The organism is Cellulophaga sp. 20_2_10 (assembly GCF_023476645.1).
Lineage (GTDB): Bacteria > Bacteroidota > Bacteroidia > Flavobacteriales > Flavobacteriaceae > Cellulophaga.
The window spans coordinates 15,152-35,717 of the sequence record NZ_JAMCOJ010000007.1; the positions used below are offsets into that span (position 1 = coordinate 15,152).

At 32.8% G+C, this 20,566-nt stretch carries 20 protein-coding genes; 6 read left to right on the forward strand and 14 right to left on the reverse strand.

Going from position 1 to position 20,566, the window contains the following annotated elements; all coding sequences use genetic code 11:
* Window positions 1-49: 49 nt before the first annotated feature.
* Genes lpxB through surE form a run of 3 tightly spaced genes read right to left on the reverse strand, consistent with a single transcriptional unit; the run spans window position 50 to window position 2,249 of the window.
* Window positions 50-1,174: a lipid-A-disaccharide synthase gene (gene lpxB / locus M4I21_RS13210; protein ID WP_249559669.1), complete on the reverse strand. Its 1,125-nt coding sequence runs from the start codon at window positions 1,172-1,174 to the stop codon at window positions 50-52.
* A gap of 18 nt (window positions 1,175-1,192) precedes the next feature.
* Entirely contained in the window at window positions 1,193-1,477 is a 285-nt protein-coding gene (locus M4I21_RS13215) for a hypothetical protein (protein WP_249559671.1), read from the reverse strand.
* Complete coding sequence (surE, locus tag M4I21_RS13220; RefSeq protein WP_249559672.1) at window positions 1,467-2,249, reverse strand: 5'/3'-nucleotidase SurE; 783 nt, start codon at window positions 2,247-2,249, stop codon at window positions 1,467-1,469. The genes M4I21_RS13215 and surE overlap by 11 nt, the downstream gene beginning before the upstream one ends.
* Window positions 2,250-2,466: 217 nt before the next feature.
* Here surE and M4I21_RS13225 point away from each other — a divergent pair, with 217 nt between their 5' ends.
* From M4I21_RS13225 to M4I21_RS13235, 3 genes are all read left to right on the forward strand, one after another.
* Window positions 2,467-4,593 (forward strand): carboxy terminal-processing peptidase, encoded by a 2,127-nt coding sequence (locus M4I21_RS13225; protein WP_249559674.1) that lies wholly within the window; start codon window positions 2,467-2,469, stop codon window positions 4,591-4,593.
* Window positions 4,594-4,710: 117 nt separating this feature from the next.
* Window positions 4,711-5,070, forward strand: coding sequence for a hypothetical protein (locus M4I21_RS13230; RefSeq protein WP_249559675.1), 360 nt, complete (start codon window positions 4,711-4,713; stop codon window positions 5,068-5,070).
* A 100-nt stretch (window positions 5,071-5,170) separates the two neighbouring features.
* Window positions 5,171-5,977, forward strand: a complete 807-nt coding sequence (locus M4I21_RS13235; protein ID WP_249559677.1) for a DNA/RNA non-specific endonuclease — start codon at window positions 5,171-5,173, stop codon at window positions 5,975-5,977.
* Here M4I21_RS13235 and rodA read toward each other — a convergent pair.
* The 7 genes from rodA to M4I21_RS13270 form a co-directional block, all read right to left on the reverse strand.
* Window positions 5,974-7,257 (reverse strand): rod shape-determining protein RodA, encoded by a 1,284-nt coding sequence (gene rodA, locus M4I21_RS13240; protein ID WP_249559679.1) that lies wholly within the window; start codon window positions 7,255-7,257, stop codon window positions 5,974-5,976. The genes M4I21_RS13235 and rodA overlap by 4 nt on opposite strands.
* A 43-nt stretch (window positions 7,258-7,300) precedes the next feature.
* Window positions 7,301-9,181 (reverse strand): peptidoglycan D,D-transpeptidase FtsI family protein, encoded by a 1,881-nt coding sequence (locus M4I21_RS13245; RefSeq protein WP_249559681.1) that lies wholly within the window; start codon window positions 9,179-9,181, stop codon window positions 7,301-7,303.
* Complete coding sequence (gene mreD, locus M4I21_RS13250) at window positions 9,178-9,687, reverse strand: rod shape-determining protein MreD (protein WP_249559683.1); 510 nt, start codon at window positions 9,685-9,687, stop codon at window positions 9,178-9,180. The genes M4I21_RS13245 and mreD overlap by 4 nt, the downstream gene beginning before the upstream one ends.
* On the reverse strand, window positions 9,687-10,499 hold the full coding sequence (gene mreC, locus M4I21_RS13255; protein ID WP_249559684.1) for a rod shape-determining protein MreC: 813 nt from the start codon (window positions 10,497-10,499) through the stop codon (window positions 9,687-9,689). The genes mreD and mreC overlap by 1 nt, the downstream gene beginning before the upstream one ends.
* Before the next feature lie 56 nt (window positions 10,500-10,555).
* Window positions 10,556-11,584, reverse strand: a complete 1,029-nt coding sequence (locus M4I21_RS13260) for a rod shape-determining protein (RefSeq protein ID WP_013620356.1) — start codon at window positions 11,582-11,584, stop codon at window positions 10,556-10,558.
* Between the two features lie 56 nt (window positions 11,585-11,640).
* On the reverse strand, window positions 11,641-13,173 hold the full coding sequence (purH, locus tag M4I21_RS13265) for a bifunctional phosphoribosylaminoimidazolecarboxamide formyltransferase/IMP cyclohydrolase (RefSeq protein WP_249559686.1): 1,533 nt from the start codon (window positions 13,171-13,173) through the stop codon (window positions 11,641-11,643).
* Window positions 13,174-13,268: 95 nt separating this feature from the next.
* The gene (locus M4I21_RS13270) at window positions 13,269-13,721 is read right to left on the reverse strand and encodes an XrtF-associated fRMsr-like GAF protein (RefSeq protein ID WP_249559687.1); all 453 of its coding nucleotides are present in this window, start codon (window positions 13,719-13,721) and stop codon (window positions 13,269-13,271) included.
* A 175-nt stretch (window positions 13,722-13,896) separates the two neighbouring features.
* Between M4I21_RS13270 and M4I21_RS13275 the strand changes: the two genes are divergently transcribed.
* The 3 genes from M4I21_RS13275 (at window position 13,897) to M4I21_RS13285 (ending at window position 17,035) form a co-directional block, all read left to right on the forward strand.
* Window positions 13,897-14,301: an HYC_CC_PP family protein gene (locus M4I21_RS13275; RefSeq protein ID WP_249559689.1), complete on the forward strand. Its 405-nt coding sequence runs from the start codon at window positions 13,897-13,899 to the stop codon at window positions 14,299-14,301.
* 118 nt (window positions 14,302-14,419) lie between these two features.
* Window positions 14,420-16,669 (forward strand): TonB-dependent receptor plug domain-containing protein, encoded by a 2,250-nt coding sequence (locus tag M4I21_RS13280; RefSeq protein ID WP_249559691.1) that lies wholly within the window; start codon window positions 14,420-14,422, stop codon window positions 16,667-16,669.
* Window positions 16,670-16,681: 12 nt separating this feature from the next.
* Window positions 16,682-17,035 carry a heavy-metal-associated domain-containing protein gene (locus M4I21_RS13285; RefSeq protein ID WP_249559692.1) on the forward strand — a complete coding sequence of 118 codons (354 nt, stop codon included), beginning with the start codon at window positions 16,682-16,684 and terminating at the stop codon, window positions 17,033-17,035.
* Window positions 17,036-17,113: 78 nt separating this feature from the next.
* On the opposite strand, the gene groL is transcribed toward M4I21_RS13285, so the two are convergent.
* The 4 genes from groL to M4I21_RS13305 form a co-directional block, all read right to left on the reverse strand.
* Window positions 17,114-18,742 carry a chaperonin GroEL gene (gene groL, locus M4I21_RS13290; protein WP_249559694.1) on the reverse strand — a complete coding sequence of 543 codons (1,629 nt, stop codon included), beginning with the start codon at window positions 18,740-18,742 and terminating at the stop codon, window positions 17,114-17,116.
* Between the two features lie 103 nt (window positions 18,743-18,845).
* Window positions 18,846-19,124: a co-chaperone GroES gene (locus tag M4I21_RS13295; protein WP_249559696.1), complete on the reverse strand. Its 279-nt coding sequence runs from the start codon at window positions 19,122-19,124 to the stop codon at window positions 18,846-18,848.
* A gap of 142 nt (window positions 19,125-19,266) precedes the next feature.
* Window positions 19,267-19,614, reverse strand: coding sequence for a preprotein translocase subunit SecG (secG, locus tag M4I21_RS13300; RefSeq protein ID WP_249559698.1), 348 nt, complete (start codon window positions 19,612-19,614; stop codon window positions 19,267-19,269).
* 3 nt (window positions 19,615-19,617) lie between these two features.
* Complete coding sequence (locus M4I21_RS13305) at window positions 19,618-20,562, reverse strand: DUF8458 domain-containing protein (protein WP_249559699.1); 945 nt, start codon at window positions 20,560-20,562, stop codon at window positions 19,618-19,620.
* Between the last annotated feature and the right edge of the window lie 4 nt (window positions 20,563-20,566).

Consider the following 20,566-nt stretch of genomic DNA (forward strand, 5'->3'; position numbering starts at 1 on the left):
AAAATTTAGGGCTCTTGGTTACCAAATTTAGTAAATTTTATTGAGATTTTTACGTACTAGTGTTTGTGCTAGCAACAATTAACTCAGCTGCTTTTTTACTAGCACCTGTGCCTCCCAGTTTTTTCTCTAATGCATAATACTCTTCAAACAGTTTTTCTCTTGTGTCTTTAGATAATATTTTGTGTAATTCTGAACTAAGATTTTCTGTAGTTAAATCATCTTGTATTAACTCTTTAATTACCTCTTTATCCATTATTAAATTCACCAAAGAAATATACTTTAGTGTAATAATTTTTTTTGCAATGTAGTAAGATAACCAATGCGCTTTATAGCAAACTACTTGTGGCACTTTAAACAATGCAGTTTCTAATGTAGCGGTGCCGCTTGTAACTAATGCAGCTGTTGATAAGGCTAATAGGCTATAAGTTTGGTTGGAAACAAAATTAACTTGAGGATTTTTTAAAAAAGGGGCATAAAAATCAAGATCTAAGCTAGGAGCACCAGCAATTACAAATTGATAGTCGGGAAAAGAAGGTGTTACAGAAAGCATAACATCTAACATTTTTTGTACTTCTTGTTTTCTACTGCCTGGTAATAGCGCTATAATGGGCTTTTTTGGATCCAAATTATTGGTAGCTCTAAAATTAGCTTCATTAGGTAATTTTTGTTGACTTATAGCATCTAAAAGCGGGTGGCCAACGAAATGTACAGGGTAATTGTGTTTTTTCTCATAAAAATCTTTTTCAAATGGAAGAATAACGTGCATTGCATCTATATCTCGTTTTATTTTAGAAATTCTACCTTCTCTCGAAGCCCATATTTGGGGAGATATATAGTAATTTGTTCTGTATTTATTTTCTTTTGCCCATTTTGCAATACGCAGGTTAAACCCAGAATAATCTATAAAAATTATGGCATCGGGTTTAAAGGCGTCAATATCGGTTTTACAAAATTTTAAATTTTTAGAAATCGTGGTAATATTACTTAGAACCTCTATAAAGCCCATAAAAGCCATGCTCTTGTAATGCTTAACTAGCTCTCCGCCAGCTTTCTGCATAAGATCGCCTCCCCAACATCTAATATTGGCGTTAGTATCTGTAGCTTTTATAGCTTTTATAAGGTTAGATCCGTGTAAATCGCCTGAAGCTTCACCGGCAATAATGTAATATTTCATTTAAATCTATTGTGTTTTTTAAAAAATCTTATAGTATAAAATAGCAAGAGCAGTTAATAAAGTAGCAATTAGAACGCCTCTGGCTCTGTAATCTCTTCTCATTTTTAAGAAAAGAAAAAAAGCAACCAGATTTAAGATAGCACCTAGCGCTAAAATACTACCAATATGCCCGTTTTCTATAGCAGCAATAAATGTTTCTTCAATACCAAGTTTAGAAAATAAAACAATATATAAAAGTGTCCCTGCTGTATTTGCTAGAAGGCCTACAAGAAACCCTATAATAATTTCTTTTTTAGTGTTCATTTAAGTTCCAGTTATTTAGTTGTTGTATGGTGTGGTGTGCGGTTAAATCAAATTGTGTAGGTACTACTGAGATATAGTTGTTGGCTAAAGCAAATTCATCTGTATCCTCACCTTTATCTAAAAGTTCAAACTCACCTGTAAGCCAATAGTAATCTTTACCCATTGGATTGGTACGTTTGTCAAACTTTTCTTTCCAATTGGCACGCGCTTGTCTGCAAATTTTTATGCCTTTTAATGGTTCGTTTTCAACATCAGGAATATTTACATTTAATACAACTCCTCTTGGAATTCCGTTTGCAAGTGCTTGTGTTACAATTTTTTGTATGTATGGTTTTGCTTCTTCAAAATTAGCATCCAAAGAAAAATTACATAGAGAAAAACCAATGGCGGGTATACCTTCTATGCCTGCTTCTATGGCGGCGCTCATTGTGCCAGAATAAATTACATTTATAGAGGAGTTAGACCCATGATTAATGCCGCTAACACATAAATCTGGTTTGCGGTCTAAGAGTTCCTGAAGTCCCATTTTTACACAGTCTGCGGGTGTCCCACTACAGCTGTATTCTTGTTCTGCGCCATCTACATCGTCAACAACAATAAGATTTGCGTAAAGTGTGTTGTTAATGGTTATTGCGTGGCCCATTCCAGACTGTGGGCTATCTGGTGCAACCACAACAACATCGCCTATTTCTTTCATAAATTTTATTAATGATCTTAGTCCGGGAGCTGTAATTCCGTCATCATTAGTAACTAATATTAAAGGTTTTTGCATCAAGATTATAATTTATACCGTAAAAATACGTTTTTAATATGTTTACAAGAATGCTTTTAAAAAATCTATCTTAAAAATTCATAAATTGGTTAAAAAACTGTTACAATCTTTATACTGGCATGGTTTTTTCTGTATCTTGGTAAAATAATTAGGAATTATATGCTTTTATATGATTTCTAATGAATCCAAATTCTACTAAAAGTTAAAATAATAATAGATGAAAAAGAATTTAATTGTTGTGTTGCTAGGAATGCTATTTGCTGTAGCGTCTTGCAGTTTTACAAATAAGTCTTTAGATACTGTTAACGACAGTGATAAAGATAAATTACTGATAGAGATAATTGCATATATGTTAGAAAAAGGTCACTACGAGCCTAAAGACATTAATGATGATTTCTCTGTTTCGGTTTTTGAAGAATTTATAGATGTTTTAGATCCTACAAAAAGATATTTTATAGAGAGCGATATAAAAGAGTTTGAAAAATATAAGTTTCAAATAGATGACCAAATAAAAAATACAGACATAAGCTTTTTTAATTTAGTTCATAAAAGACTAATGAAGCGTATGGATGAGGCATCAGGAATATATAAAGATATTTTAAGCAAGCCTTTTGATTTTGATACTAAAGAAACTATAGATATAGATTATGAAGATCAAACATTTGTAGCTACTAAAAAAGAATTAAGAGAAAGATGGAGAAAGCAATTAAAATATGCAACAATTAGCACTTTTGATGGTAAATTAACAGATAAAGAAAAGCCACTTTCTAAAACGGAAGCAGAAAAATCGGCAAGAGAATTGACTAAAACAACCTTAGATGACTTTTTTGACTTTGTGAATAATGAGTACGATCGTGAAGACTGGTTTGGACAATACATTAATACTATTGTAGAAGGTTTTGATCCACATACCTATTACTTTGCACCAGAAGATAAAGACAAGTTTGATGTTAGTATGTCTGGTAAATTTGAAGGAATTGGAGCTCGATTACAAAAGAAGAAAGACGAAATAAAAATAGTAGAAGTGATATCTGGTGGTCCAATTTGGAGAGATCAGAATATAGAAGTTGGAGATGAGATTGTAAAAGTTGGTCAAAAACCAGATGAAGAACCTGTAGATGTTACAGGAATGCAATTAAACGATGCTATTAAGTTGATGAAAGGCCCTAAAGGAACTAATGTATACTTAACAGTTAAAAAAGTAGATGGTTCTGTACAGGTTGTAAAAATTACTAGAGATTTAGTAGAGATGGAAGAATCTTATGCTAAGTCGGCTACTGTAGAAAAAGAAGATCATAAATACGGAATTATAAACTTACCTAAGTTTTATATTGATTTTAAAGACTATAACAACCGTAATGCAGCATCTGATGTTGCTAAGGAAATAGAAAGACTAAAAGAGGCCGGAATGGAAGGTTTGGTTTTAGATTTAAGAGATAATGGTGGAGGATCTTTGCGTACTGTTGTAGAAATGGCAGGTTTGTTTATTAAAGACGGACCAGTAGTACAAGTAAAGTCTTCTGCAGGTACAGAAGAAAAGGTTGTGCATGAAGATAAAGACGAACGTATACAATGGGATGGACCATTAGTATTGTTGGTAAATGAGTTGTCTGCTTCGGCATCAGAAATTTTAGCGGCAGCAATGCAAGACTATAAAAGAGCTATTGTAATTGGTAGCAAGCAAACTTTTGGTAAAGGGACAGTGCAAAATGTATGGTCTTTATCAGATATAGTACGTAGCAATGAGCATGGTGATTTAGGAGCGTTAAAAGTAACAACGCAGAAATTTTACAGAATAAATGGTGGCTCTACACAATTAGAAGGTGTTAAGAGTGATGTTGTTGTGCCAGACAAATATAGCTACATAGATTTAGGAGAAAGAGACCAGCAAAACCCTTTAGCTTGGGACAAAATTAGTCCAGCAGATTATAAGCCTTGGAATGGTTATATAGATTACAAGGAAACAATTGCGAACAGTACTAAACGTATGGAAGGTAATTCTCAGTTAAAGTTAATTGAGGAAAATGCAAAGTGGTTAAAAGAACAGCAAGATGAGAATGTTGTTTCTCTAAGTTATAGTGATTATAAAAAAGAGAAAGAAGTGCTATTAGAAAAGTCAAAACACTTTAAGGACATCTATAGCTATAAAACAGATTTAACTTTTGAATCGTTAAGATATGAGAAAGATCTTTTTGTAAAAGACACTGTTTTAAAGGAGAAAAGAGAAAGATGGCATAATGACCTATCTAGAGATGTATACGTAGAAGAAGCAATTAGTGTGCTTAAAGATTTAAAAATGAATAACATTAAAAATAACACAAAGATAGCTGCAATTAAGGGCTAGTGTTTTTGTTCACTTATTTTAAAATGCTCAACTGTTTATGTTGGGCATTTTTTATTTAAAATACTTTTATAGAATTAAATTCGTTTAGACTTTATAATTAACCTTAATTTATTTATTTTGAAAAAATTAGCGCTTATTTTATTTGCAATTACATTAGCAGTAAGCTGTTCTAAAGATGACGATTCTTCTTCTATTGTTGGTACTTGGGCAAATGATTCTTCTATTACTTTTGAAAATCAACCAGAGCAAACATATAGAGATGAGTGGAAGTTTTCATCTGACGGAATGGGAACGTATAAAGAATTTGATAATGGAGATTTAGATTTTGATACTACTTTTTTGTGGTCACAAGACGGAGATGAGTTTTTTGTAGAGTATACAGAGCGCAAGTCTAATGCGTCTTTTACTATTGGCAAAATACTTGGAAAAAAATCTTTAGAAGATTCTGAAGGTTATACAGTTGCTATTAAAGAATAAAAACGGCGTTTTGATATAAAAACTAAAAGCTTCCAAGGTTTGTCCTGGAAGCTTTATTTTTGAATAAAGATTTTAATTAACCATAATTGACAGAGGTAGTATGAATAAAAAAACGACATATATAGTCTTGATGTTTATTTGTACTGTTGGTTTTTGGTTGTTTAATAACTTTTATACTCCAGATACTTACACAGATAAAAATGTTAGTGTTACTGATGTAGAGCTTCAAGATCTAAATTATTTACAGCCATCATCTACTACCGGTGATATTGTGAAGCATAATTATTATACGCTATCTTATAATGAAAAATATGAGCAAGCAGAATGGGTTGCCTATTCTTTAAAGAAAGAGGACTTGACTAAAGACAAGAGAAAAAGACCTTATTTTATAGAAGACCCCAAAGTAAAGACAAAATCTGCAGATTGGCGTAATTACAAACGTTCTGGGTACGATAGAGGACATCTTTGTCCGGCAGGAGATCGTAAATTCTCTGTATACGCACACAACGAAACTTTTTACACAAGTAATATAACACCTCAAAAAAATGATTTTAACGCTGGTATTTGGGGTGATTTAGAAAAAATGGTACGTATCTGGGCAAATAAGGACAAAGAGGTTTACGTTGTTACAGGAGGTGTTTTAAAAGGAAATATGGATGTAATAGGGGATGAAGATGTTGCAGTTCCTAATTACTTTTATAAAATAATAGCAAAAGGAAAAAAAGACAACTTAAAAGTAATTGCATTTTTGTTACCGCATAAAGAAAGTAAAAAACCATTAACTTCTTTTGTTGTGTCTGTAGATAAAATAGAGAAGGAAACTGGTATTAATTTTTTTGAAGCTTTACCAAAGGAAATAGAGGATAAGCTAGAAAAAGAAATTAATTTATCTGACTGGACGTTTTAATCCCACTCTTTTAATCTATTTGCATCTAGTTTTAAAAAGATAAAGAGCAACAGCGTAAAGCCTAATAATCCAGAACCTCCATAGCTCATAAATGGTAAAGGAATACCTATAGTTGGTACAAGACCTATTACCATACCTATGTTAATTAAGTAATGCACAAATAAAATAGATATTACGCCGTAACCATATATTCTACTAAAGGCATTTTTCTGCCGTTCTGCAATATATACAAGTCGCAGTAGTAAAATGGAGAATAAAAGTACTACCGTACCTGTGCCAACAAATCCCCATTCTTCTCCTATGGTTGTAAAAATATAATCTGAATGTTGTTCAGGTACAAAATCACCCTTAGTTCTTGTTCCCTGTAAAAAGCCTTTTCCTGTAAAACCGCCAGATTCTATTGCTTTTTCAGATTGATAGGTATTGTATCCAATAGTTTTTCTTATTTGCTCTAGCTTTTTTGGGTCTTTTTCTAAACGTAACCATAAGTTAAAACGATCTCTATGGTGTTGTTCAAAAACAGAATCAAAAACAAACCGAACTGAAAAAGAGATTAATACAGAAACAGCAAAAAATAATACAACAGGCAAGGGAGATATTTTAACTCTTTCTCTTTTTGTTAAGTAAAATAGTGCAATTAAAATGCTTACGCCAATAATAACCCATATGGTACCAAATTTAAGTGTAGCTACAAATATTAGTAATACAACAAGGCCTATGGCCATATAATAAAGAGGTAGGCCTTCTCTAAACAATACAAAAGTTAGAGCAAAGAATACTACGCCGCTACCGGGATCTGGTTGTAGAACTATGAGTATTGCAGGTATAATTAATATTCCAAAAGCATATAGTTTGTCTTTCTGTCTTCTAAGATCTGTTTGTATATCACTTAAATACTTTGCCATTGCAAGTGTTGTTGCCACTTTTGCAATTTCTGATGGTTGTAGGTTAAAAAAGCCAAGGTTGTACCATGAGGTTGCACCTGCTATAGTTTTTCCAAAAGGAAATAACCCTACTAAGAGTACTATTCCAATTGTATATATAATTCCAGAAAACCGCTCAAATAAGTTGGCTTCTGTGGCAAAGACAAAAACAATGGCAATTACGCTAACACAAATAAAGAAAAATTGTTTTCCGTAAAATGTACTAAAATCAAAAAGAGATGGATTACTTTCTGTAAATGTACTAGAATATATGCTTAACCAGCCAATAGCGGTTAAAGCAAAATATATAAATACGGAAAGCCAATCTATTCTTTTTAAAAAAGTTTTTCCAGCCATAAAGGAGTTTTCTTCTTGTGTTTTAATGCTTAATTATAAAAACTTACCAGCTTCTTTCGTTTATTTTAAACGGTTCGCCGCTAAACGGTTTTGCGTATTCTTTTTCTAAAGTTTTTTCAAGCATTTTCTTCTCTAAATCTTTTCTGGTAATTTCTCCTTTTAAATATTTTTCTATCATTAAAGAAGCGATATGTCCTGCGTATCTACCTCCAAAATAACCGTGTTCTATAAAAATGGCTATTGCAATTTTCGGGTTTTCTACGGGAGCAAAAGCAACAAATATAGAGTGATCTGTTAATTGTGTTCTAACTCCGTTTATTCTAGTGTAGTTCTCTACTGTACCTGTTTTACCAGCAATGTCTATGCCGGGTACTTGTAACCAGTGTGCGGTACCACCTGGCGTTTTGTATACGGCTTCCATTCCTTTAATAATAGGATCAAAATTTTCTTTGTCTATTGTAGTATACTTTCTTTGCGTATACATAGGATTTGTAATTGGCTTACCTTCTATTTTTTTAAGAATATGAGGCGTGTAATAATATCCTTTGTTGCCTATAGCTGCAGTCATATTTGCTAACTGTATAGGGGTTACAGCAACTTCTCCTTGTCCAAAAGAAAGCGAAACAATATATGACCAAGACCATCTGTTATCGCCATAAATTTTGTCATAATATTCTTTTCCGGGAATTCTACCTCGACTTCCGGTAGGTAAATCTGTTCCTAGGTATTCACCTAAACCGAAGCTTTTAACGTGTTTTTGCCAAACATCCATTGCTTCGTCTGTAGTGTCAAAATGATCAAAAATCTGTTTAAAAGTTCCAGCAAAATAAGCGTTACATGATTTGTAAATACCGCTATTCATATCTCTTAAACCACCACCACAATGGCAGCCTCTTTTAGTTCTGTTTTTACCAACATAAAATCCGTTATAGCAACGTATTTGGTCTTCTGGTGTCAAAACATTTTCTTGTAAAGCTATAAGAGCATTAATTACTTTAAACGGAGATCCAGGAGATTCTTGAGCTAGTAAACTTCTGTCCCAAGTTGGTTTTGAAATACTATCATAATAGAGTTTGCTATAGTTTGCAGAACGTTTTCTGCCAACCAATAAAGATGGGTCGTAAGTAGGGCCAGAGATTAGCGATAAAATTTCACCAGAACTTGGATCTAATGCCACAATGCCGCCGTGCTTGCCAACCATTAATCTTTCTCCGTATTCTTGTAAGTCTTTATCTATGGTAAGTTGTATTTCTTTACCCGGTTCTGGTAAGGTGTCTAAAGTTCCATTTTTATATGGGCCAATATCTCTGTTAAATCTATCTTTTTGAATGTATTTTACACCTTTTCTACCGCGTAAAACATCTTCGTATTGTTTTTCTATACCAGTTTTTCCTCTAAGTTCTCCTTGAGTATAGTATGGATGTGCTTTTAAATCTGCTGGTGTAACCTGACTAATGTATCCTAAGGCGTTTGCGGCACTTTTGGTATCGTAATAGCGTAGAGAACGTTTTTGAATATAAAAGCCTTCATACTTACGCATTTTTTCTTGCAGCCTTGCATAATCTTCTTTAGATAATTGCGAAACCATTACATAGGGCAACCTAGGTGATCGTATTCTGGCAGTTTTAATATTTTTAATGAAAGTGCTTTTGTCAATCCCAACTAAATTGCAAAACTCTAGTGTGTCTAACGATTTAACGTCTCTTGGTATAACCATTACATCATAAGCAGCTTGGTTGGCTACAAGTAATTTGCCATTTCGGTCATAAATATAACCGCGTTCAGGATAGTCATAAATAGCCTTTATAGCAGCATCTTCTAAAATTTGATTAGGAGAAAAGCTAAAAATTTGCAAATAAGATAATCGTCCTAAAAAGGTTAGACCTATTAAGATAATGATAGATGATAATAGTACTTTTTTCATTTTTTCTGGGTACTAAACAATGACTTAATTAGCAAGCAAAGAAGTAAAGTTGCGCTGCCAACAATTAAAACTTTCTTTAAAATTAGTAACAAATTACTGAAACTGAAAATTTCTAGCGAAAAGAAAATTAAATGATGAAAAAAAATTAGTAGAGCTAAAAATGTTACTTGCTGTAATGTGGTAGTAGAAGACATTTTAAAATTTTGGAAATCGTAGTTAACTCCAAAGCAAAAACGCATAATTCCGGACCTTAAATATGCTATGGTTACACAGGCGGCAGTATGTATGGCCATTGTGTCCAAGAACATATCTATAGTTAGTCCAAGAAAAAAACTAGCAATAAGTAAAATAGCTTTGTTTTCTTTTACCGGATACCAATAGAAAAATAAGATATAAACCATTGGGTTTATGTATCCTAAAAAGTTTAAGTTATTAAACACAAGTACTTGTGCTAATACAAGAAAAAAGAACCTAATGATATGTAGTACTAATTTATTATTTACCATTATTCTACTTTCTTTTCTAATTCTTTAATCTCAACTATATTTTTATTTTTTATGATATACACATTTTTAACATTAGACATATCTTGAAATAGACTTATATTAATATGATACGAGTTTTCTGTCTTGTTTAGACTATAGTCTTTGATAATACCAATAGGAATGTTTTCTGGGAAAATACTAGACATTGCTCCAGTAACAACGGTATCTCCTATTTTTAGGTCTACCAATCTAGGGATGTCTGTTAATTGTACCATGTTAAAGTTTTTTGTGTCCCAAATAAGAGATCCAAAATAATTAGAATTCTTCAGTTTTGCATTTATGGTAGACTTTGTATTTAAAATACTTTGTATTATAGCAAAGTTAGAAGAAGTATGGTCTATAATTCCGAATATACCATTAGATGTTATAACTCCCATATCCTCTTGTACGCCTTGGTTTTTACCTGCGTTTATGGTTGGGTAGTTTTTGTTTAAAGAATAGCTATTTTTTATAATGTTAGCTGTAATTACATTATAAGGTAAAGTGGTGTCAATAGCAATACTATCTGGACGAGCAATACCTTCATTAAAAAGTAAATTACGTAACCTTTTATTTTCCTCTAATAATACATTGTTCTCATCTTGAAGAGAAAAATATGTAGACACGTTGGTAGATGTCTGGTATATATTACCTGTAAACCAATTTGTAGAGTTAAAAAATTTAGATTGATGGTATGAGTTAGATTGTGCTGTAAAACCTAATGCAATTAGTAATAAAAAAACATATAAAAGTCCGTTTTTGTTTCTTATTAAAAAGTTGATAATTTGCTGCATTCATTTTACATATTTAACGGTATAAACTCAATCTAAAACTTATAAAAATACCCTAATTATTTAATTAGGATATTTTTATAACGTTCTAAGTTTTTAAGAGCAATACCTGTTCCTCTAACAACTGCGCGTAAAGGATCTTCTGCTATATATACGGGTAAATCTGTCTTTTGGGATAGCCTACGGTCTAATCCTCTTAACATAGAACCACCACCTGCTAAGTAAATACCTGTGTTATAGATATCTGCAGCTAATTCTGGTGGTGTTTGTGATAACGTTTCCATTACCGCATCCTCTATTCTTAAGATAGATTTGTCCAAAGCTTTTGCAATTTCTCTATAAGAAATAGACACTTGCTTAGGTTTACCTGTCAATAAATCTCTACCCTGTACAGACATTTCTTCTGGCGGCTCTTGCAAGTCTTCTGTAGCAGAACCTATTGTTATTTTTATGTTTTCAGCTGTACTTTCACCTACATATAGGTTGTGTTGTGTACGCATGTAATAAATAATATCGTTGGTAAATACATCACCTGCAATTTTTACAGATTTGTCACAAACAATACCACCTAAAGCAATAACAGCAATTTCTGTTGTACCACCACCTATATCTACAATCATGTTACCTTTAGGCTGCATAATGTCTAAGCCAATACCAATAGCAGCTGCCATTGGTTCATGGATTAGATAAACCTCTTTACCGTTTACACGTTCACAAGATTCTTTTACTGCTCGCATTTCTACTTCTGTAATACCAGAAGGAATACAAACAACCATACGTAATGCAGGCGGAAACCATTTCTTTTTTAATGCAGGTATGTTTTTAATAAACATATTTATCATCTTTTCAGATGCATCAAAATCTGCAATTACACCATCTTTAAGTGGCCTAATTGTTTTTATATTTTCATGGGTTTTACCTTGCATCATATTGGCGTCTTTACCAACGGCAATTATTTTTCCGCTAATTCTATCTCTAGCAACAATAGAAGGGCTATCTACAACAACTTTGTCTAAATGTATTATTAGCGTATTGGCTGTTCCAAGATCTATAGCTATCTCTTCTGTAAAAAAATCAAAAAATCCCATGTATTATAAATTGGTTTCTGGACTAAATGTAAGTTTAATCGATGAATGTAACAAAATTAATGTTTAAAATGACGTGTGCCAGTCATTACCATAGAAATTTTATTTTCATTGCAATAATCTACGCTTAATTGGTCTTTTATAGACCCACCTGGCTGTATTACACTTGTAATACCATTATTACCTGCAATTTCTACGCAATCTGGAAACGGGAAAAAAGCATCACTTGCTAATACCGCACCGTTTAAATCAAAATTAAAAGATTTTGCTTTGTGTATTGCTTGGTTTAAAGCATCTACTCTAGAGGTTTGTCCTGTTCCGCTAGCACATAATTGTTTTCCTTTGGCAAGTACTATTGTATTAGATTTTGTATGCTTACATAATTTAGAAGCAAATATTAAATCTTCAATTTCTTCTGCAGTAGGTTCTGTTTCTGTTGCATTTTTTAAATCTGCAACTGTATCCGTTTTATGGTCTTTATCTTGTACAAGAACACCGTTTAAACAAGTTCTTACAGATGTTTGAGGTAAGGCAACATCATTCTGTACTAAAATAATTCTATTTTTCTTCCCCTGTAATACTTCTAAAGCATCTGCAGCATAACTAGGAGCTATGACTACTTCACAAAATAATTTGTGTATCTCTTCTGCAGTAGCTAAGTCTATTTCTTTGTTGCTAATTAAAACACCTCCAAAAGCAGAAACAGGATCACCTGCTAAAGCATCTACGTAGGCTTGGTGTAATGTTGCTCTAGAGGCTAAGCCACAAGCATTGTTGTGTTTTAGAATGGCAAACGTAGGTTCATCATTCTTAAACTCGTTCATTAGGTTAACAGCAGCATCTACATCTAATAAATTATTGTAGCTTAATTCTTTACCGTGTAATTTGTTAAATATGGCGTCAAAATCTCCAAAAAAGAATCCTTTTTGGTGTGGATTTTCTCCGTAACGTAAAGCCTTACCGTTTGTTTCGCTAATTTTTAAAACTGTTTCTTGTTGCTCTTTATTAAAGTAGTTAAAAATAGCAGTATCGTAATGAGAAGATACATTAAAAGATTTTGCAGCAAAGCGCTTACGGTCTTCTAGAGTAGTTGTACCATTGCTAGCTGTAATAATATCTAAAACTTCGCTGTAATCTTCCATAGAAGAAACACAAAGAACATCTTTAAAATTTTTGGCAGCAGCTCTAATTAAAGAAATTCCGCCTATATCAATTTTTTCAATAATATCTTGTTCAGGTGCACCACTTGCAACTGTTTTTTCAAAAGGGTATAAATCTACAATTACAATATCTAATTGAGGAATATCAAACTCAGCTAACTGTGCTTGGTCACTCTCATTATCTTGTCTATTTAATATACCACCAAAAACCTTTGGGTGAAGCGTTTTAACACGACCACCTAAAATAGAAGGGTAGCTAGTTACATCCTCTACAGGTATAACGTTAATTCCTAATTCTTTGATAAATTTTTCTGTGCCTCCAGTAGAATAAATTGTTATTCCAAGTTCGTTAAACTTTTTTACTAAAGGTTCTAGACCGTCTTTGTGAAAAACAGAAATTAATGCCGATGTAGCTTTTTTTGTGGTACTCATTTTATGTGCTTATTGTTAAAAGATTGAATAAGGACACAAAAGTAATTTTTTTGATTTTAAGAACGGCAATGGTTTATCAACAAAAACATAAAGTTTTAAAGAATTTTAGCTACTTCTGCACATATAAACTCTAAAAAATCTTCATCTTCTTTAGAAAATGGATCTGGAGTTCCAGAATCTATATCTATTTGACCAACATTTTCTCCGTTTACAAAAATAGGAATAACTATTTCTGCTTTAACAGATATGCTGCAAGCAATGTAATTATCTTGTGCTTGAACATCTGGTACAACAAAATTTTTGTTAGATACAGCAACTTGTCCGCAAATACCTTTTCCAAACGGAATAATTACGTGGTCTGTAGGTTCTCCAACATAAGGACCTAGTTTCAATTCGTTTTTATCACCGTTTTTAAAATAAAAACCTACCCAATTATAGTAAGGCACGTTTTTTTCTAATAATTCACAAATAGCCAAAAGAGTATTGTCTCTTTCTCCTTTGTTATTTTCTATACTATTTAAAACTGATGGTTTAAGATCTTGTAACATTGTTGTAAGCTAAAAATTTATGCAAAAATATACCTTAATTTTTAAATCTGCATTATTATTTATTTGAATAAAGTCGGTACTAAATAACAAAACTAACTTAACACACAACTTAAATAGTTCGTTTGGCAACCAAAGCTGTGTAAATAAAACTTTTTTAGCTATTTTTGATTTTGTAATGAAACAACTACTTCATAAAATAACAGGTATAGCACTTGCATTATTAGTGCTGCTTTCTACGGTGTCTTTTGCTGTGGAAAAGCACTTTTGTTGCGGAGAGTTGGTTTCTGTTTCTGTATATCCAGAAGATTTTGACTGTGGTGAAAGTGCTTTTTTAAACACAAATAGCGTTAAAGAAAATAGTTGTTGTACGGGTATTTTAGAAGCTGTTAAAGGTCAAGACAGACTAACTGTTGCTTCAGATAAAACAGAGAAAGTAATTACGCAATATGTTATTACTTCTATTTCTTATTTTAATCCTAGTAGTGTAATTGCATTACAACAAAAAACTAGGTTTACAAAGTATGTACCGCCACTTTTGGTGCAAGATGCTCAAATACAGCATCAGGTTTTTACAATTTGATTTTTTTATTGGTTAATGTTTTACAACGCAAAGTGCTTTAAAAGCTCTTGTGTTGTTGGTTTATGACAAATAAACTTTAAAATAAATATGTTTCAATAGTTAAAAATCGATTTAAAAAATGCAAAAAATAGTTTTTATTCTTCTTGTGTTTCCTCTCTTTATATTTTCGCAAGAGCGTGTAACAGGTACTGTATTTGAAGAAACAGCTAAAGGAGAAACCGTGCCTTTAACAGGTGCAAATGTCTATTGGCATAACACCAGTGTTGGTGTTATTACAGATATAGATGGTAGTTTTTCTGTTCCTTATAAAAAAGAATACTCTAAATTAATAATAAGTTATGTTGGGTTTAAAACAGATACGCTTACGATAACTAAACCGGGGAAAATTAGCCATAATTTACAATCTACAAGTACATTAGATGAGGTTACAATTACCGCAAAAAAAGAAGCTACAGCCAAACTGTATTTAAAAGCAGAAAATACAATGATAGTAAGTAGTGATGAGTTGCTAAAAGCTGCTTGTTGTAATTTATCTGAAAGTTTTGAAACTAACCCGTCTATAGATGTAAATTTTGCGGATGCGGTTTCTGGTACTAGGCAAATTAAAATGTTAGGATTAACAAGTCCGTATATCTTAATTGCGACAGAAAATATTCCATCTGTGCGTGGTGCATCACAAGCGTATGGCTTAAGTTTTATACCTGGTACTTGGGTAGAGAGTATACAAATTACCAAGGGTATGGGTAGTGTTGTAAATGGCTATGAGAGTATTGCTGGGCAAATAAATGCAGAACTTAAAAAACCTTTTGAGGATGATGCTTTGTTTGTAAATGTTTATGGAGCAAGTAGTGAGCGTTTAGAGATAAATACACACATAAATACAAGAATAGGTAAGAGGTGGAGTACAGGTTTGTACATACACGGTAATAGTCATAATAAAAAACACGATGTTAATGATGATGGGTTTATGGATATGCCTATCTACAACCAAATTAACCTTATGAACAGGTGGCAGTATATAGATGTAGAAAAAGGTTTTGCTACATTTTTTGATATTAAGTACTTAAATGATGAAAAACAGACGGGCGAGTTAAATTTTGATCCTAATACAGACAAGTTAACTACGAATGCTTGGGGTAGTGAAATTAATACAGAGCGAGCAGAGTTTTCGGCAAAGTTTGGTTATGTTAACCCAGAATTACCTTGGCAGGTTCTAGGAGCGCAATTTGCAGTAAGTAACCACAAGCAAGATTCTTACTTTGGGTTAAATGTTTATGATATTGAGCATACGAGTGTGTATTCTAATGTGAATTATAATTCTATAATTGGCGATTCTAGACACAAGGTTAAAACCGGAATTAATTTTACGTATGATAAATATGATGAGTTCGTATTAGCAGATTCTTTTGCGCGTATAGATAATTCTGTTGGTGGTTATTTTGAGTATGGGTATGATAATTTGGAAAAACTAAATATAACTGCTGGTGTACGTGTGGATAATCACAATAGACTTGGCTTTTTTGTAACTCCAAGAGTACACTTGCGTTATTCTCCTTGGGAAAAATCTGCGCTAAGAGCATCCTTTGGTAGAGGTAAGCGTACAGCTAATATTTTTGCAGAAAACCAACGTATGTTTGCAACTGGTAGAACCATTAAGATTAATGATGATGGTGGTACTATTTACGGTTTAGACCCAGAAGTTGCTTGGAATTACGGAGTGTCTTTTTTACAAGGCTTTAATTTGTTTGATAAAAAAGGTGATATCTCTGTAGATTTTTATAGAACCGATTTTGAAAACCAAATTGTTGTAGATTGGGAAAATCCGCAAGAAGTTAGTTTTTATAATTTAGAGGGAGATAGTTATGCTAATAGTTTTCAGACAGAGTTAAACTATGAGGTGTTTAGTAATTTTGACTTGCGTGTGGCTTATAAATTATATGATATAAAGACACAGTACAAATCTGCAAAGTTAGAAAGGTCTTTAACGCCTAAACACAGGTTTTTTGCAAATGCATCCTATAAAACAAAAGGACATGGATTTATTAAAAAGTGGAAATTTGATACTACTTTTAATTGGTTGGGAACCCAACGTTTTTCATCTACCTCTAGTAATCCCGAAGAGTACCAATTGCCGGCTTACTCGCCAAAAGTAGCTACTTTAAATGCACAAGTGACCAAAGTGTTTTCTTCTAAGTTCGAGGTTTATGTAGGAGGTGAGAATATTACTAATGTAAGACAGGATATGCCAATAATTGGAGCAGATAATCCTTTTGGTTCTAATTTTGATACTACTTTTGTGTACGGCCCAGTTTTTGGAAGTATGTATTATGCAGGTTTACGATTTAAATTAAATAAGTTAAAAAAATAAAATATAAAAATTATGAAAAAAATAGCAGTTATAGTGGTGATGTTATTTGCCTATGTTTCTTTTGGGCAAAATAAAAATGCAAAAGCAAGTTTAGAAGTAGATGGTGTTTGCCAAATGTGTAAAGACCGAATAGAAAAAGCGTGTATAAAAACAAAAGGTGTTAAGAGTGCTATTTGGAATGTGAAAACACATGAGCTTAAAGTTATTTTTGATGAGCGTAAAACTAATTTAGGCTTAATTGAAAACAGTGTTGCAGCTGTAGGTCATGATACTAAAAACTTAAAGGCTCCAGATGAGGTTTACAATAGTTTACACGCGTGTTGTTTTTATAGAGATAAAGAAGTGCAAGACGATCATAAAGAGTAGTTTTAAGTTGTGCTAAAAATAAAAACGCTTCAGAAAATATTTTCTGAAGCGTTTTTTAGTATTCTTAAGTTTTAAAGATTACATCATCCCTGGCATACCGCCACCCATTGGTGGGCCTGCAGGAGCATCTTCTCTAATGTCTATTAAAGCACATTCTGTAGTTAAGATCATACCTGCAACAGAAGCAGCATTTTCTAAAGCTACTCTAGTTACTTTTTTAGGATCTATAATACCCGCTTTAATCATATCTGTATAAATTTCAGATTTAGCATCGTAACCAAAATTACCTTTACCTTCGATAACTTTAGCAACAACAACAGAACCTTCTCCGCCAGCATTTTCTACAATTGTACGTAATGGAGCTTCAATAGCTCTAGCAACAATTTGTAAGCCAGTTTCTTCATCTGCGTTTTCTACTTTTACGTTAGCTAAAACAGATTTAGCTCTAACTAAAGCAACACCACCACCAGCAACAATACCTTCTTCTACTGCAGCTCTTGTAGCGTGTAATGCATCATCAACTCTATCTTTTTTCTCTTTCATTTCTACTTCAGAAGCAGCACCAACGTAAAGTACAGCAACACCACCAGCTAATTTAGCTAAACGTTCTTGAAGCTTTTCTTTGTCATAATCAGAAGTAGTAGTCTCTATTTGAGATTTAATCTGATTAACTCTTGTGCTAATAATTTTAGCATCACCAGAACCATTTACAATAGTTGTGTTGTCTTTGTCTATAGAAACTTTTTCACAAGTACCAAGCATATCTAAAGTAGCGCTTTCTAAAGAGAATCCTCTTTCTTCAGAAATAACAGTACCACCAGTTAAGATTGCAATATCTTCTAACATTGCTTTACGTCTGTCTCCAAAACCTGGAGCTTTAACAGCTGCAATTTTTAAAGAACCACGTAATTTGTTCACTACTAAAGTAGCTAACGCTTCACCATCTACATCTTCAGAGATAATTAATAATGGCTTACCAGATTGAGCTACTGGCTCTAATACAGGTAAAAGATCTTTCATTGCAGATATCTTTTTATCAAACAATAAAATGTATGGGTTTTCTAATTCTGCAACCATCTTTTCAGAATCTGTTACAAAGTAAGGAGATAAGTAACCTCTATCAAATTGCATACCTTCTACAACGTCTACGTATGTATCTGTACCTTTAGCTTCTTCTACAGTAATAACCCCTTCTTTACCAACTTTACCAAAAGCTTGTGCTATTAACTCACCAATAGTTTCGTCGTTGTTAGCAGAGATAGATGCAACTTGTTTTATTTCATCAGAAGAATCACCAACTTTTTTAGTTTGCTTAGCAAGGTCTGCAACAATAGCCTCAACAGCTTTGTCTATACCTCTTTTTAAATCCATTGGATTAGCGCCAGCTGCAACGTTTTTAAGTCCTTCTTTTACTATTGCTTGTGCTAAAACAGTAGCAGTTGTAGTACCGTCACCAGCCAAATCATTAGTTTTAGAAGCAACTTCTTTAACCATTTGCGCACCCATATTCTCTAAAGGATCTGCAAGCTCTATTTCTTTAGCAACAGAAACACCATCTTTAGTTACTGTTGGAGCACCAAAAGATCTACTAATAATTACGTTTCTACCTTTTGGGCCTAATGTTACTTTTACTGCGTTTGCTAAAGCATCTACACCTCTTTTAAGGCCGTCTCTTGCTTCAATGTCAAATTTTATATCTTTTGCCATCTTTATATGTGTTTTTAAGTTTTGCCTTTAGTCTGTAACTAAGGGCTTAAGTTTGATTATTTTTAAGATCTAAAAGTCCAAGGACTAATAGCAAATAGCTGTTTTAGATAATTGCTAAAATGTCGCTCTCTCTCATCATTAAATAGTCAGAACCTTCTAACTTTAACTCTGTACCAGCGTATTTACCATAAAGTACGGTATCACCAATTGCTACAGTTATTTTTTCGTCTTTAGTTCCCGGGCCAACAGCAACTACTTTACCTTGTTGAGGTTTTTCTTTAGCAGTGTCTGGAATTATTAATCCAGAAGCCGTTTTAGTTTCTGCTGCCATCGGTTCAATTAGCACTCTATCTGCCAATGGTTTAATGTTAACTTTAGCCATATTTTATTATTTTTTAATATTAATTTTCTAGGGTTATATAGGCAGAAATTGTGCCATAGCACAAAACTGACAATTTATAAAACAAAAAATGCCAGCTTGTCATAAGCTGGCATTTTTAATATGTATGTTGTGCGTATTTCTACTACTTAATACTATCCATTAAGTTAGTGTCTGCCGCAGGAGCCTCCGTGTTTGTTGTAGTAGGAGCCTCTGTGTTTGTTTCTTGTAATAATTTAGAATCTCCGTTTCCAGATTTTCCTGGTAAAGCAATGTTAGACATTAAAATTAGTATAACCAATAAGGCCGCTAATGTCCAAGTACTCTTGTCTAGGAAATCCCCAGTCTTTTTAACACCACCAACTACTTGGCTACCACCGCCACCAAAAGAAGAAGATAATCCACCACCTTTAGGGTTCTGTACCATGATTACTAACATTAGTAAAAGAGATACTATAATAATAAGAACTAAAAATATTGTAAACGTAGTCATCTGTTATATGTTTTCTTTTTGAATTTTTTGTACCGATTTTATTCGGTTTGCAAAGAAACTACTTTTTTCTGGATATTTCAAACTTAAAATCTTATAAGCTTGTATTGCTTTTTTATATTTTTTTTGTTCTAAATAAACCTTTGCAAGTGTCTCGGTCATTAGTTCGTCCTTATTTAGCTTTACAGAGTTAGAAATGTCTACTTTCTTTTCTATGTTTTTAGCAGGCGAAATCTTAGGATTGTTTTTTATAAACTTGTCTATAAGATCGAACTTTGTACTTTTTCTAGGCCTTTTTTCTTCAGTTTTTTGTGGCTCTTCTAGTTTAATTTCTTCTGGTTCTTCTTCTCCTATAGGGTTTGCCAGCTCTAACCACTGCGCAAAAGAGTGTTTTTCTTTTTTTGTAAAATGTAAAGGTTCGCCAATATTTAGTTTCTCGCTTTCGGTTTTATCTTCAAGCGGTTTTTCCTCTTCATCTTCCTCCTCAATTTCATCTTCACCATCTTCTACCTTTTCTAAAGTAACAGGCTCTTTTGTTTCAAAGAGATCATCATTTAGGATTTTTTCTGCATCATCTAAATTTTGCGGTAAAGGTTTATCTGTGCTTTCTTCTAGCATATTTGGTGGAGATGCTACTTCTTCAGACGTTACATTTATTTCCTTGAGCTTTGCAAGCTCAGTTATTGCAGTAACTTTATTGGAGTTGTCTAAAAATTCCGGAGAGGTTATAAAATCGAATAAAACATCTCTGTTTGCAGTATGTGCAGCAGTAATTTTTAGGGCATTATTATACTTAAAGTTATTTGTGTTTTTTAAACCTTTTAAATGCACAGCGTGTGCAGCCTGAAAATAGGGGTAGTCCGTAATAATCTCTTCTAACTGATTTATTTTTGCTACAGAGCTAATGCTTTCTGGCTTTTGTAATAAATATGTAAAATCTGTTACTTTCATAAAT

What these genes read in the sequence shown, in the direction of transcription:
- lpxB (WP_249559669.1), bottom strand. Translation starts at nt 1,174, where the DNA reads ATGAAATATTACATTATTGCCGGTGAAGCTTCAGGCGATTTACACGGA.
- M4I21_RS13305 (WP_249559699.1), bottom strand. Translation starts at nt 20,562, where the DNA reads ATGAAAGTAACAGATTTTACATATTTATTACAAAAGCCAGAAAGCATT.
- M4I21_RS13225 (WP_249559674.1), top strand. Translation starts at nt 2,467, where the DNA reads ATGAAAAAGAATTTAATTGTTGTGTTGCTAGGAATGCTATTTGCTGTA.
- M4I21_RS13270 (WP_249559687.1), bottom strand. Translation starts at nt 13,721, where the DNA reads ATGTTACAAGATCTTAAACCATCAGTTTTAAATAGTATAGAAAATAAC.
- M4I21_RS13215 (WP_249559671.1), bottom strand. Translation starts at nt 1,477, where the DNA reads ATGAACACTAAAAAAGAAATTATTATAGGGTTTCTTGTAGGCCTTCTA.
- groL (WP_249559694.1), bottom strand. Translation starts at nt 18,742, where the DNA reads ATGGCAAAAGATATAAAATTTGACATTGAAGCAAGAGACGGCCTTAAA.
- M4I21_RS13295 (WP_249559696.1), bottom strand. Translation starts at nt 19,124, where the DNA reads ATGGCTAAAGTTAACATTAAACCATTGGCAGATAGAGTGCTAATTGAA.
- M4I21_RS13280 (WP_249559691.1), top strand. Translation starts at nt 14,420, where the DNA reads ATGCAAAAAATAGTTTTTATTCTTCTTGTGTTTCCTCTCTTTATATTT.
- M4I21_RS13235 (WP_249559677.1), top strand. Translation starts at nt 5,171, where the DNA reads ATGAATAAAAAAACGACATATATAGTCTTGATGTTTATTTGTACTGTT.
- M4I21_RS13275 (WP_249559689.1), top strand. Translation starts at nt 13,897, where the DNA reads ATGAAACAACTACTTCATAAAATAACAGGTATAGCACTTGCATTATTA.
- purH (WP_249559686.1), bottom strand. Translation starts at nt 13,173, where the DNA reads ATGAGTACCACAAAAAAAGCTACATCGGCATTAATTTCTGTTTTTCAC.
- M4I21_RS13245 (WP_249559681.1), bottom strand. Translation starts at nt 9,181, where the DNA reads ATGAAAAAAGTACTATTATCATCTATCATTATCTTAATAGGTCTAACC.
- mreD (WP_249559683.1), bottom strand. Translation starts at nt 9,687, where the DNA reads ATGGTAAATAATAAATTAGTACTACATATCATTAGGTTCTTTTTTCTT.
- surE (WP_249559672.1), bottom strand. Translation starts at nt 2,249, where the DNA reads ATGCAAAAACCTTTAATATTAGTTACTAATGATGACGGAATTACAGCT.
- mreC (WP_249559684.1), bottom strand. Translation starts at nt 10,499, where the DNA reads ATGCAGCAAATTATCAACTTTTTAATAAGAAACAAAAACGGACTTTTA.
- secG (WP_249559698.1), bottom strand. Translation starts at nt 19,614, where the DNA reads ATGACTACGTTTACAATATTTTTAGTTCTTATTATTATAGTATCTCTT.
- M4I21_RS13260 (WP_013620356.1), bottom strand. Translation starts at nt 11,584, where the DNA reads ATGGGATTTTTTGATTTTTTTACAGAAGAGATAGCTATAGATCTTGGA.
- rodA (WP_249559679.1), bottom strand. Translation starts at nt 7,257, where the DNA reads ATGGCTGGAAAAACTTTTTTAAAAAGAATAGATTGGCTTTCCGTATTT.
- M4I21_RS13285 (WP_249559692.1), top strand. Translation starts at nt 16,682, where the DNA reads ATGAAAAAAATAGCAGTTATAGTGGTGATGTTATTTGCCTATGTTTCT.